Raw genomic sequence first — 12,825 nt, 5'->3', positions numbered from 1 at the left:
GGGGGGGTGCTCCCCTATAATGTAGAAACCCCACACCAAAAACACAGACGGGCGGTCTGGGGGGGGGGGGCCCCCCCCGCGGGGGGGGGGGGGGCCCCCCCCGGGGCGGGCCCCCCCACAACCCATGGGCGCCCAGCGCCGAACCCACCCCTATCCGATACTGGGGAGGTTGTGACTCCGCCCCGAAGAGCTTCTCGCCGACCTGCGGCCGAACGACGGACCAGCCCGGCCCGCGGGGGTGCAAAGCCCCGTCTGGAGAACGAGGTGCCGTCGGCCAGGTCACGCATACTGGACAGGTTATGGAAATCCTGATCCTTGCCGTAGTCATCGCCCTGGTCGCGGTCGGTGCGATCAGCGGGCTCGTGGTCAGCAGCCGCAAGAAGAAGCAGCTGCCTCCCACGGCCCCGCCCAGCACGCCGACCATCACTGCCCCGCCCGCCGAACCGCAGGTGGGGGAGGACGCCGCACCGACGGCGGAAGAACCGCGCCGCACGATCGAGGAGGTCGTCCTCCCCGACGCGGAGGCCGCCCTCGAATCGCCGGTCGCGGTCGAGGACCCGGTCGTCGAGGCGCCCGCCCGCGAGATCGAGGTGCCCGAGCCCACGGCCGGCCGCCTGGTCCGGCTGCGCGCCCGCCTCGCCCGGTCGCAGAACACGCTCGGCAAGGGGCTGCTCACGCTGCTCTCCCGCGAGCACCTCGACGAGGACACCTGGGAGGAGATCGAGGAGACCCTCCTCATCGCCGACGTCGGTGTCGCGCCGACCCAGGAGCTGGTGGACCGGCTCCGCGAGCGGGTCAAGGTGCTCGGCACCCGTACCCCCGCCGATCTGCGCGCCCTGCTGAAGGAGGAGCTGGTCACGCTCCTCGGTACCGACTTCGACCGCGCGGTGAAGACCGAGAGCGGCGTGGACACCCCGGCCGTCGTGATGGTCGTCGGCGTGAACGGCACCGGCAAGACCACCACTACCGGCAAGCTCGCCCGCGTGCTCGTCGCCGACGGCCGCAGCGTCGTGCTCGGCGCCGCGGACACCTTCCGTGCCGCCGCCGCCGACCAGCTCCAGACCTGGGGCGACCGGGTCGGGGCGCGCACCGTGCGCGGACCCGAGGGCGGCGACCCGGCCTCGATCGCCTACGACGCGGTCAAGGAGGGCATCGCCGAGGGCGCCGACGTGGTGCTCATCGACACGGCGGGCCGGCTGCACACAAAGACCGGCCTGATGGACGAGCTCGGCAAGGTCAAGCGCGTCGTGGAGAAGCACGGCCCGCTCGACGAGATCCTGCTGGTCCTGGACGCCACCACCGGGCAGAACGGCCTGACCCAGGCCCGCGTCTTCGCCGAGGTCGTGGACATCACCGGCATCGTGCTGACCAAGCTCGACGGCACCGCCAAGGGCGGCATCGTCATCGCCGTCCAGCGCGAGCTCGGCGTACCGGTCAAGCTCATCGGTCTCGGTGAGGGCGCGGACGACCTGGCGCCCTTCGAGCCGGAAGCCTTCGTCGACGCCCTGATCGGCGACTGAACGCACCCGACGCTCCTACGCCGACCAGTGCCCCCGCGGTCCCAGGACCCGGGGGCACTGCCATGCGTGCGCGGGGTGGGTCGGGGGCGGCGGCCGACGGCCGGGTGGCTACGTGGCTACGTAGCTGCTGGACTGCGCGGCTAGGCGGCTGCGCGGCTACGCGCGGCGCAGCCGGTGGCACAGGTAGGCGAGGGTGCCCAGCAGGAGGCGGGCCTGCGGGGGGTCCCCGGCCGAGTCCAGCGCCGGCGGGCGCAGCCAGCTCACCGGGCCGAGGCCCGCGAAGTCCGAGGGCGGGGCGGTGACGTAGGAGCCCTGGCCCAGTGCGCGCAGATCCAGACCGGCGTCGTCCCAGCCCATCCGGTACAGCAGCTGCGGCAGCCCGGCCGCCGCCCCCGTGGCGACGAAGAACTGGGCCCGGCCGTCCGGGGTCGCGGTCACGGGGCCGAGCGGCAGCCCCATCCGCTCCAGCCGGACCAGCGCCCGCCGCCCCGCCTCCTCGGAGACCTCGATGACGTCGAAGGAGCGCCCGACGGGGAGCAGTACCGCGGCTCCCGGGTACCCGGTCCAGGTCTCGGTGACCTCGTCGAGGGTGGCGCCGGCCGGCACCGTAGGAGCGAGGGCCAGCGGATGCGCCCCCGGCGCACCACAATTCGTATGACCGCAGGAGCAGTCCCGCGCCGGTCCCGCGGCCCGGGCGCCGGGGACCACGTCCCAGCCCCACAGTCCGGTGTACTCCGCCACCGTCGTGCACTCCGACGTCCGGCCGCGGCGCCGAGCGCCGGAACGGAACTCCTTGGTGCCGCGGCTGCCGCCGATCGTGAAGCCCATGCCCATGCCCCCTCCAACGGGTCGGACGTGCCGGTGGTTACGACCTCGGCCGGTTCGGCATTGGCTGCCCGGTGACCGGCGCACTCCGCGACGCGCACGCCCCGGCGCACTCCTGTCCAACCGATCGGTCTCGCCTTCGTGTCAAGTGAATCGCGCCTGGCAGGTGGCGAGTTCATTCGAAGGGGTGGCGAATGGTGGCGTTTCCGGGATCGACCTCGCCGAAGGGGTGATCGTAGGATTACTTTCGGTGCACGAAGCGCTAAGAGGAGACGGGTTCGCGGGTATGCCACGGGCATGCCGGAAGCATGCGTGAAGGACCTGTGAAGACCGTTTCCCGACAGGGTTTCGTGTGGAAGAGGCTGACGGATGGGGGCGTTCCAGTGAGCGGCAACGGCGCAAGCGGAACGAGCGCGGAGTCCGGCGTGTCGTCCGCCGGGATGTCCGACCGGGATTCCGCGACGGATTCCCGGGGCTTGGTCCAGGACTCGGTCCAGGGCTCGGTCCAGGGCTCAGTTCAGGACTCCGCCCAGGGCGCCACCGTCCGCAACGAGCAGCTGACGTCCTGGTTCGTCCGCAGCGGCTGGTCCAAGGGCGAGCTCGCCCGCCAGGTCAACCGCCGCGCCCGCCAGATGGGCGCCCACCACATCAGCACCGACACCTCACGGGTCCGCCGCTGGCTCGACGGCGAACAGCCCCGCGAGCCCGTCCCGCGCATCCTGTCCGAGCTCTTCTCCGAACGCTTCGGCTCCGTCGTCGCCATCGAGCACCTCGGCCTGCGCACCGCCCACCAGACCCCCTCCGTCTCCGGCGTCGACCTGCCCTGGGCCGGACCGCAGACCATCGAGCTGCTCGGCGAGTTCTCCCGCAGCGACCTGATGCTGGCCCGCCGCGGCTTCCTCGGGACCTCGCTCGCCCTGTCCGCCGGCCCCGCCCTCATCGAGCCCATGCAGCGCTGGCTCGTACCGGTCCCGGCCGCCGACCCGGGCCCCCGGGAGGCGGGGCCGACGGGCGCCCTGAGCGGCCACCGGCCGCCCCGGCTCTCCGAGCCCGAGGTGGACCTCCTCGAAGCCACCACCGTGATGTTCCGGCAGTGGGACGCCCAGTGCGGCGGCGGACTGCGCCGCAAGGCCGTCGTGGGCCAGCTCCACGAGGTCACCGACCTGCTCCAGGAGAACCACCCGGCCCCGGTCATGAAGCGGCTCTTCAAGGTCGCCGCCGAACTCGCCGAACTCGCCGGCTGGATGAGCTACGACATCGGCCTGCACCCCACCGCGCAGAAGTACTTCGTCCTCGCGCTGCACGCCGCGAAGGAGGGCGGGGACAAGCCCCTGGGCTCGTACATCCTCTCCAGCATGAGCCGCCAGATGATCCACCTGGGCCGCCCCGAGGACGCCCTGGAGCTCATCCACCTGGCCCAGTACGGCAGCCGCGACTGCGCGGGGCCCCGTACGCAGGCGATGCTGTATGCGATGGAGGCCCGCGCCTACGCCAACATGGGCCAGCCCAGCCGCTGCAAGCGGGCCGTGCGGATGGCCGAGGACACCTTCTCCGACGTCGGCTTCGACGCCGAGCCCGAGCCCGACTGGATCCGCTTCTTCTCGGAGGCCGAGCTCAACGGCGAGAACTCCCACTCCTATCGGGACCTGGCCTACGTCGCGGGCCGCAGCCCCATGTACGCCTCCCTCGCCGAGCCGGTCATGGAGCGCGCCGTCGAGCTCTTCGAGAAGGACGAGGAGCACCAGCGCTCCTACGCCCTCAACCTGATCGGCATGGCCACCGTGCACCTGCTCCAGCGCGAGCCCGAGCAGGCCACGGTCCTCGTCGGCCGCGCCCTGGACGTGGCGGGAAAGGTGCGGTCCGAACGGGTGAACACCCGGCTGCGCAAGACCGTCGACACCGCCGCGCGTGAGTACGGCGACGTCGCCGACGTGGTGCGGCTGACCGACCACCTCGCCTCCCGCCTCCCCGAGGCCGCGGAGGCCGTCTGACGGCCACCCGGCCGCCCCCAAGGCCCCCGGCCGCGGCAGTCACCCCGTGAAGCCCGATCAGGCTCCCCCAGCCAGGTTCCCCGGGTCATCGCCGCGGCCGGGTCTTCCCCCGCCACCCTCATGAACCACTCGTTCATGGAGGCGTAACACGCACGACCTCTTCGTCATCGACGCGAAACACCCAGCGGCGCCGCCGGAAACCGGCCTGCGCGAATCTCAGGGCCATTAACCGGCCAGCCCCCGGGCCGGAACACCCCGCAGGCCTGATTCACGAACCAGCGCCGCTCAGGTTTTCACGATCGCCCGCACGCGAACGTACCGACGACGAGGAGACGCCGATGGCATCAGCCATCACGACCCTCGCGGCAGACGCCCCCACGCTGTCTTCCGCGAACACCGGGTTCATGCTCATCTGCTCCGCCCTGGTCATGCTGATGACCCCGGGACTCGCCTTCTTCTACGGAGGCATGGTCCGCGTCAAGAGCAGCCTCAACATGCTGATGATGAGCTTCATCAGCCTCGGGATCGTCACGATCCTCTGGGTCCTCTACGGATTCAGCCTCGCCTTCGGCGCCGACTCCGGCTCGCTGATCGGCTGGTCCTCCGACTACGTCGGACTCAGCGGCATCGGCATCACCGAGCTGTGGGACGGCTACACCATCCCCGTCTACGTCTTCGCCGTCTTCCAGCTCATGTTCGCGATCATCACCCCGGCGCTGATAAGCGGTGCGCTGGCCGACCGCGTCAAGTTCAGCGCGTGGGCGCTGTTCATCACCCTCTGGGTCACGATCGTCTACTTCCCCGTCGCCCACTGGGTGTGGGGCGCCGGCGGCTGGCTCTTCGAGCTCGGGGTCATCGACTTCGCCGGCGGCACCGCCGTCCACATCAACGCGGGCGCCGCGGCCCTCGGCGTGATCCTGGTCATCGGCAAGCGCGTCGGGTTCAAGAAGGACCCCATGCGCCCGCACAGCCTCCCGCTCGTGATGCTCGGCGCCGGCCTGCTGTGGTTCGGCTGGTTCGGCTTCAACGCGGGCTCCTGGCTCGGCAACGACGACGGCGTCGGCGCAGTCATGTTCGTCAACACGCAGGTCGCCACCGCCGCCGCCATGCTCGCCTGGCTCGGTTACGAGAAGCTGCGCCACGGCTCCTTCACCACCCTCGGCGCCGCCTCCGGCGCGGTCGCGGGCCTCGTCGCCATCACCCCCTCCGGCGGCGCCGTCTCCCCGCTCGGCGCGATCGCCATCGGCGTCATCGCCGGTGTCGTGTGCGCCATGGCCGTCGGCCTGAAGTACAAGTTCGGCTACGACGACTCCCTCGACGTCATCGGCGTCCACCTCGTCGGCGGTGTCCTCGGCTCCCTCCTCGTCGGTCTCTTCGCCACCGGCGGGGTCCAGTCCGACGTGGCGGGCCTCTTCTACGGCGGCGGCCTGGAGCAGCTCGGCAAGCAGGCCATCGGAGTCTTCTCCGTCCTGGCCTACTCTCTCGTGGCGTCCGCGGTACTCGCCTTCCTGCTCGACAAGACGATCGGAATGCGGGTCCCCGAGGACGACGAGGTCTCCGGCATCGACCAGGTCGAACACGCCGAGACCGCCTACGACTTCAGCGGAGCCGGCGGCGGCTCCTCCTCCCGGAGCACCGCCGTCCCCGCCCCCGTTGCCGCCGCGAGCAAGAAGGTTGACGCATGAAGCTCATCACCGCGATCGTGAAGCCGCACCGGCTTGACGAGATCAAGGAAGCCCTGCACCGCTTCGGAGTCCAGGGGCTCACCGTCTCCGAGGCCAGCGGCTACGGCCGCCAGCGCGGACACACCGAGGTCTACCGGGGCGCCGAGTACACCGTGGACCTCGTACCGAAGATCCGCATAGAGGTGCTCGTCGAGGACGGCGACGCGGACGACGTGATGCGGATCGTCGTCGAGGCCGCCCAGACCGGCAAGATCGGCGACGGCAAGGTGTGGAGCATCCCCGTGGACTCGGTCATCCGGGTCCGCACCGGCGAACGTGGCGCTGACGCGCTGTAGGCCCGGCCCGACCGACCGGACAGGTCCTTACTGATGGGAACCTCTGGGTGACGAGTGTCGAAGAGACCACGGACGGCGGTAGCACCGCCGACCAGGGACCCAGCGGGTACGCCGCGGCCCGGCTGCGACTCCTCCAGGAGGAGTCGCGGTCCGGGCCTTCCCGGCGTTCCGCCCTGGCCGCCCTGACCGACGACTGGCTGAAGGCGCTGTTCGCCACCGCCGTGAAGGAGACGGGCGCGCGGGGCGCCGCCCTCGTCGCCGTCGGCGGCTACGGTCGCGCCGAACTGTCCCCCCGCAGCGACCTCGACCTGGTCCTGCTGCACGACGGAAAAGCCGAAGCGCGCGCCCTGGCCGCCCTGGCCGACCGGCTCTGGTACCCCGTCTGGGACCTCGGCCTCGCCCTCGACCACTCGGTGCGCACTCCCGGCGAAGCCCGCAAGACCGCCGCCGAAGACCTCAAGGTGCACCTCGGACTGCTCGACGCCCGGCCCGTCGCCGGCGACGCCGGGCTCCTCGCGGGACTGCGCACCTCCGTGCTGGCGGACTGGCGCAACCACGCCGCCAAGCGCCTTCCCGAGCTGCACTCCCTGTGCCGCGAGCGGGCCGAGCGCGCGGGGGAGCTCCGCTTCCTGCTGGAACCCGACCTCAAGGAGGCCCGCGGGGGACTGCGCGACGTCACCGCGCTGCGGGCCGTCGCCGCGTCCTGGCTGGCCGACGCCCCCCGCGAGGGGCTCGCCGAAGCCCGGCGCCGGCTGCTCGACGCCCGGGACGCGCTGCACCTGGTGACGGGCCGCGCCACCGACCGGCTCTCCCTCCAGGAGCAGACGCCGGTCGCGGCGCAGCTCGGTCTGCTCGACGCCGACGCCCTGCTCAGGGAGGTGTACGAGGCCGCGCGGGTGGTCTCGTACGCCGGTGACGTGACCTGGCGCGAGGTCGGGCGCGTGCTCCGGGCCCGGTCCGCCCGCCCCCGGCTGCGCGGGCTGCTCGGCACCCGCAGCTCCCTGCCGGAGCGGGCGCCGCTCGCCGAAGGCGTCGTCGAGTCCGACGGCGAGGCCGTACTGGCCCTGGCCGCGCGGCCCGACCGGGACCCGGTGCTGCCCCTGCGCTTCGGGGCGGCCGCCGCCCAGGCCGGACTGCCCGTCTCGCTGCACGCCGTACGCCGGCTCGCGGCGCAGGCGAAGCCGCTGCCCGTGCCGTGGCCGGCCGAGGCCCGGGAGCAGCTGCTGACCCTGCTGGGCGCGGGCGAGCCGACGGTGGCCGTGTGGGAGGCGCTGGAGGCCGAGGGGATCATCACGAAGCTGCTGCCCGACTGGGAGCGGGTGCGGTGCCGTCCGCAGCGCAACCCGGTGCACACCTGGACGGTGGACCGGCACCTCGTCGAGACGGCCGTCCGGGCCTCGGAGCTGACCCGCCGGGTGGGCCGTCCGGACCTCCTCCTGATGGCCGCGCTGCTGCACGACATCGGCAAGGGCTGGCCCGGCGACCACTCGGTCGCCGGCGAGACCATCGCGCGCGACATGGCGCTGCGGGTGGGCTTCGACGCGGAGGACGTCGCCGTGCTGGGCGCGCTCGTACGCCACCACCTGCTGCTGATCGACACCGCCACGCGGCGCGACCTGGACGATCCGGCGACCGTCAAGGCGGTCGCGGAGGCGGTCGGGTCGCCCGGCACCCTGGAGATCCTGCACGCGCTGACGGAGGCCGACGCGCTGGCCACCGGCCCGGCGGCGTGGAGCGCGTGGCGCGGCTCGCTCGTGGCCGACCTGGTCGCCCGGGTCGCCGCCGTGCTGCGCGGCGCCGCCCCGGCGGTGACGGAGCTGGAGATCCCGACCACCGAGCAGGAGCGCCTTGCGGTGGAGGCGCTGCGCACCCGGGAGCCGGTACTGGCCCTGCACGCCCGCCAGGAGGAGGACGCGGTCGGCGTGGAACTGGTGGTGGCCGTCCCCGACCAGCCGGGGGTGCTGCCCGCGGTGGCCGGCGTACTGGCCCTGCACCGGCTCACCGTGCGCGCGGCCGACCTGCGCTCGATGGAGCTGCCGGAGCAACTGGGCGAGGTACTGGTCCTGCGCTGGCGGGTGGCGGCGGAGTACGGCTCCCTGCCGCAGGCCGCACGGCTGCGCACCGATCTGGTGCGGGCCCTGGACGGCACGCTGGACGTCCCGGCGAAGCTGGCCGACCGCGAGGCGGCGTACCCGCGCCGGCGCGGGGTGGTGCCGCCGCCGCCCCGGGTGACGGTGGTGCCCGAGGTCTCCTCGCTCGCCACGGTCCTGGAGGTGCGCGCCCCCGACGCGGTCGGGCTGCTGCACCGGATCGGGCGGGCGCTGGAGTCCTCCGGGGTCAGGGTCCGCAGCGCGCACGTGTCCACGCTGGGCGCGAACGCGGTGGACACGGTGTACGTGGTCGACGCCGACGGCAAACCCCTCGCCGCCCCGGCGGCGGCGGCCCTGGCGGGCGCGGTCCAGGCGGCGCTGGCGTAGGGGCCCTGCGGGGGCTGTCCCCTACCCACCCTTCGCCCGTTCCCCGGGCTCCGCCCGGACCCGGTCCTCAAACGCCGGACGGGCTGGATGGCGCTCCGCGCCATCCAGCCCCCGCCGGGGAAAATCCAGCCCCGCCGGCGTTTGAGGCGCGGGGTCCGGGGAGGAGCCACGGGAAACGGTGGAAGGGCGGGGTGGGGCAAAGCCGCCCGCAGGGCCGAAGGGGTAGCGCGGCCCGATACCCTGGGGGACGACCACACGCCCCCGACCCGAGGAATCGCGACCACCGTGTTCGATACGCTTTCCGACCGCCTCAGCGCGACCTTCAAGTCCCTCCGGGGCAAAGGCCGCCTCTCCGAGCAGGACATCGACGCTGCGGCGCGGGAAATCCGTATCGCCCTCCTCGAGGCCGACGTCGCCCTCCCCGTCGTCCGCTCCTTCATCGCGAACGTCAAGGAGCGCGCCCGCGGCGAAGAGGTCTCCAAGGCCCTGAACCCGGGCCAGCAGGTCCTCAAGATCGTCAACGACGAGCTGGTCTCCATCCTCGGAGGCGAGACCCGGCGGCTGCGCTTCGCCAAGACCGCGCCCACCGTGATCATGCTCGCGGGCCTCCAGGGTGCCGGTAAGACCACCCTGGCCGGAAAGCTCGGCCTGTGGCTGAAGGGGCAGGGCCACACCCCGCTCCTCGTCGCCTGCGACCTCCAGCGCCCCAACGCCGTCAACCAGCTCTCGGTCGTGGCCGAGCGGGCCGGCGTGGCCGTATACGCCCCCGCGCCGGGCAACGGCGTCGGCGACCCGGTCCAGGTCGCCAAGGACTCCATCGAGTACGCGCGCACCAAGCAGTACGACGTCGTCGTCGTCGACACCGCCGGCCGCCTCGGCATCGACCAGGAGCTGATGCAGCAGGCCGCGGACATCCGCGACGCCGTCAGCCCGGACGAGATCCTCTTCGTCGTCGACGCCATGATCGGCCAGGACGCGGTCAACACCGCCGAGGCCTTCCGCGACGGCGTCGGCTTCGACGGCGTCGTGCTCTCCAAGCTCGACGGCGACGCCCGCGGTGGTGCCGCGCTCTCCATCGCGCACGTCACCGGCAAGCAGATCATGTTCGCCTCGAACGGCGAGAAGCTCGACGAGTTCGACGCCTTCCACCCGGACCGCATGGCGGGCCGGATCCTCGACATGGGTGACATGCTCACCCTGATCGAGCAGGCCGAGAAGACCTTCTCGCAGGCCGAGGCCGAGAAGATGGCGGCCAAGCTCCAGAAGGGGCCGAAGGAGTTCACGCTCGACGACTTCCTGTCCCAGATGGAGCAGGTCCGCAAGATGGGCTCCATCTCCAAGCTGCTCGGCATGCTTCCGGGCATGGGGCAGATCAAGGACCAGATCAACAACATCGACGAGCGCGACGTGGACCGCACCGCCGCGATCATCAAGTCGATGACCCCGGCCGAGCGCCAGGACCCGCACCTGATCAACGGCTCGCGCCGGGCCCGCATCGCCAAGGGCTCCGGCACCGAGGTCAGCGCCGTCAAGTCGCTCGTCGAGCGGTTCTTCGAGGCCCGCAAGATGATGTCCCGCATGGCTCAGGGCGGCGGCATGCCGGGCATGCCCGGCATCCCCGGGATGGGCGGCGGCCCCGGCCGGCAGAAGAAGCAGGTCAAGCAGGCCAAGGGCAAGCGCAAGAGCGGCAACCCGATGAAGCGCAAGGAAGAAGAGGCCGCTGCCGCCGCGCGCCGCGAGGCCGGTCCCGAGGCGATCGAGCCCGCCGCCGGCGGCAACCCGTTCGGCCTTCCGGCCGGGGGCGCCCAGCCCGGTCAGGACTTCGACCTCCCCGACGAGTTCAAGAAGTTCATGAAGTAGCAGTGCCGTCACGTAGTGCCGTGAAGTAGCGGTACGGAGCCGCGCGAGCCCCGGTCGGATCACCCCGGCCGGGGCTTCGCCGTGTGGCCCGCCGCCAGGGGCGATGGTCTGGTTTGTCGCTTATGGTCGGCCGGGAGGACGGCAGAAGGAGGCCTACGTGCCCAGCCCCACCCCCGTACCGCCCCGCGACCGGGCCGATACGCCCTGGCGCTCCGAGGGCGCACCCCCGGCCCCGCCGCCCAAGAAGCGGATGCCCGGCGGCTGGCGCGGCCTGATCCTCACCGCCCTGATCGTCTACCTGATCACCAACCTGGTGCTGTCCTTCTTCAACGAGGGCGACGAGCCGACCATCTCGTACACCGAATTCAGCAAACAGGTGGCGAACGGCAACGTCTCGAAGATCTACGCCAAGGGCGACGCCATCCAGGGCGAGCTGAAGGCCGAGCAGCCCAAGCCGGACGGGGACAAGGGCGAATACAAGAAGTTCGTCTCCCAGCGGCCCGCCTTCGCCGACGACGACCTGTGGGCCAACCTCACCAAGCAGAACGTCGTCGTCACCGCCTCCCCGGTCGTCGAACAGCGCAGCTTCCTGGCCAATCTGCTGATCTCCCTGGCCCCGATGCTCCTGCTGGTCCTCCTGTGGGTGGTCATCGCCCGCCGGATGGGATCGGCGATGGGCGGCGGCGGCATGGGCGGACTCGGCCGCAAGACGCCGCCCAAGCCCGTCGAGCTGGAGGGCGCCAAGCGCACGACCTTCGAGGATGTGGCCGGCATCGACGAGGTCGAGGGCGAGCTCAACGACGTCGTGGACTTCCTGAAGAACCCGGACGAGTACCGCAAGATGGGCGCCCGGATGCCCGGCGGCGTCCTGCTCGCGGGCCCGCCCGGCACCGGCAAGACCCTGCTCGCCCGCGCGGTGGCCGGTGAGGCCGGGGTGCCGTTCTTCTCCGCCTCCGCCTCCGAGTTCATCGAGATGATCGTCGGCGTCGGCGCCTCCCGGGTGCGCGAACTCTTCTCCGAGGCCCGCAAGGTGGCCCCCGCGATCATCTTCATCGACGAGATCGACACCATCGGGCGGGTCCGCGGCGGCGGCGCGGCCATGGGCGGCCACGACGAGCGCGAGCAGACCCTGAACCAGATCCTCACCGAGATGGACGGCTTCTCCGGCTCCGAGGGCGTGGTCGTCCTCGCCGCGACCAACCGGGCCGACGTGCTGGACCCGGCGCTGACCCGGCCTGGCCGCTTCGACCGCACCGTCATGGTCTCCCCGCCCGACAAGGCCGGCCGCGAAGCCATCCTGCGCATCCACACCAGGGACATCCCGCTGGCCGCCGGAGTCGACCTCGCGCAGATGGCCCGTACGACCCCGGGCATGACCGGAGCCGAACTGGCCAACCTCGCCAACGAGGCCGCCCTGCTCGCGGTGAAGCGCCAGCAGAAGGAGGTCACCCAATCGGACCTCTCGGACGCGCTGGAGAAGGTCCAGCTCGGCGCGGAACGGCCGCTGGTCATGCCGGACGAGGAGCGCCGGCGTACCGCGTACCACGAGAGCGGACACGCCCTGCTGGGCATGCTCCAGCCCGGCGCCGACCCCGTCCGCAAGATCACCATCGTCCCGCGCGGGCGGGCGCTCGGCGTCACCCTCTCCACCCCGGAGTCGGACCGGTACGCCTACACGGAGGAGTACCTGCGCGGCCGCATCATCGGGGCGCTCGGCGGCATGGCCGCCGAGCAGGTGGTCTACGAGGTCATCACCACCGGCGCGGAGAACGACCTCGAACAGGTCACCAACATCGTCCGGGGCATGGTCGGCCGCTGGGGCATGAGCGAGCGCGTCGGGCGCCTCACCGCCATCCCCTCGGACGGACAGAGCCCCTACGGCCTCTCCGCGGCGCCCGCCACCCTCGACGCGGTGGACCACGAGATGCGCCGGATCGTCGACGAGTGCTACGAGAAGGCCTGCCGCCTGCTGCGCGAGAACCGCGGCAAGCTGGACGCCCTCGCGGAGGCCCTGATGGCCAACGAAACCCTCGACGAAGCGGCCGCCTACGCCGCCGCGGGCATCCCCCGCCTCCACAAGCGAGCGCCGCACGAGTGAGCGCCGTGCGGGGCCGGTCCGGGCCCCGCACGGC

At 72.2% G+C, this 12,825-nt stretch carries 8 protein-coding genes; 7 read left to right on the top strand and 1 reads right to left on the bottom strand.

Features of this window, described 5'->3' with window-relative positions; all coding sequences use genetic code 11:
* Nucleotides 1–299: 299 nt before the first annotated feature.
* Nucleotides 300–1,520 carry a signal recognition particle-docking protein FtsY gene (gene ftsY, locus ACIQV3_RS14125; RefSeq protein ID WP_403712667.1) on the top strand — a complete coding sequence of 407 codons (1,221 nt, stop codon included), beginning with the start codon at nucleotides 300–302 and terminating at the stop codon, nucleotides 1,518–1,520.
* Between the two features lie 156 nt (nucleotides 1,521–1,676).
* On the opposite strand, the gene ACIQV3_RS14120 is transcribed toward ftsY, so the two are convergent.
* Nucleotides 1,677–2,348, bottom strand: a complete 672-nt coding sequence (locus ACIQV3_RS14120; protein ID WP_403712666.1) for a bifunctional DNA primase/polymerase — start codon at nucleotides 2,346–2,348, stop codon at nucleotides 1,677–1,679.
* Nucleotides 2,349–2,902: 554 nt separating this feature from the next.
* Here ACIQV3_RS14120 and ACIQV3_RS14115 point away from each other — a divergent pair.
* From ACIQV3_RS14115 to ftsH, 6 genes are all read left to right on the top strand, one after another.
* Complete coding sequence (locus ACIQV3_RS14115) at nucleotides 2,903–4,336, top strand: hypothetical protein (RefSeq protein WP_403712877.1); 1,434 nt, start codon at nucleotides 2,903–2,905, stop codon at nucleotides 4,334–4,336.
* 338 nt (nucleotides 4,337–4,674) lie between these two features.
* Nucleotides 4,675–6,021, top strand: coding sequence for an ammonium transporter (locus tag ACIQV3_RS14110; protein WP_403712665.1), 1,347 nt, complete (start codon nucleotides 4,675–4,677; stop codon nucleotides 6,019–6,021).
* Nucleotides 6,018–6,356, top strand: a complete 339-nt coding sequence (locus ACIQV3_RS14105; protein ID WP_403712664.1) for a P-II family nitrogen regulator — start codon at nucleotides 6,018–6,020, stop codon at nucleotides 6,354–6,356. The genes ACIQV3_RS14110 and ACIQV3_RS14105 overlap by 4 nt, the downstream gene beginning before the upstream one ends.
* A 47-nt stretch (nucleotides 6,357–6,403) precedes the next feature.
* Nucleotides 6,404–8,833 (top strand): [protein-PII] uridylyltransferase, encoded by a 2,430-nt coding sequence (locus ACIQV3_RS14100; protein WP_403712663.1) that lies wholly within the window; start codon nucleotides 6,404–6,406, stop codon nucleotides 8,831–8,833.
* Nucleotides 8,834–9,118: 285 nt separating this feature from the next.
* Nucleotides 9,119–10,693, top strand: a complete 1,575-nt coding sequence (gene ffh / locus ACIQV3_RS14095; RefSeq protein ID WP_403712662.1) for a signal recognition particle protein — start codon at nucleotides 9,119–9,121, stop codon at nucleotides 10,691–10,693.
* 250 nt (nucleotides 10,694–10,943) lie between these two features.
* Nucleotides 10,944–12,791, top strand: coding sequence for an ATP-dependent zinc metalloprotease FtsH (gene ftsH, locus ACIQV3_RS14090; RefSeq protein WP_403712876.1), 1,848 nt, complete (start codon nucleotides 10,944–10,946; stop codon nucleotides 12,789–12,791).
* Nucleotides 12,792–12,825: the final 34 nt, after the last annotated feature.

The sequence above is a fragment of the Streptomyces sp. NPDC099050 genome, assembly GCF_044759865.1.
Classification (GTDB): Bacteria; Actinomycetota; Actinomycetes; order Streptomycetales; family Streptomycetaceae; genus Streptomyces.
Note: the sequence above shows the minus strand (reverse complement) of the source record. Positions and strands in the feature narration are given on the sequence as shown.

What these genes read in the sequence shown, in the direction of transcription:
- ftsY (WP_403712667.1), top strand. Translation starts at nt 300, where the DNA reads ATGGAAATCCTGATCCTTGCCGTAGTCATCGCCCTGGTCGCGGTCGGT.
- ACIQV3_RS14120 (WP_403712666.1), bottom strand. Translation starts at nt 2,348, where the DNA reads ATGGGCTTCACGATCGGCGGCAGCCGCGGCACCAAGGAGTTCCGTTCC.
- ACIQV3_RS14110 (WP_403712665.1), top strand. Translation starts at nt 4,675, where the DNA reads ATGGCATCAGCCATCACGACCCTCGCGGCAGACGCCCCCACGCTGTCT.
- ACIQV3_RS14105 (WP_403712664.1), top strand. Translation starts at nt 6,018, where the DNA reads ATGAAGCTCATCACCGCGATCGTGAAGCCGCACCGGCTTGACGAGATC.
- ftsH (WP_403712876.1), top strand. Translation starts at nt 10,944, where the DNA reads ATGCCCGGCGGCTGGCGCGGCCTGATCCTCACCGCCCTGATCGTCTAC.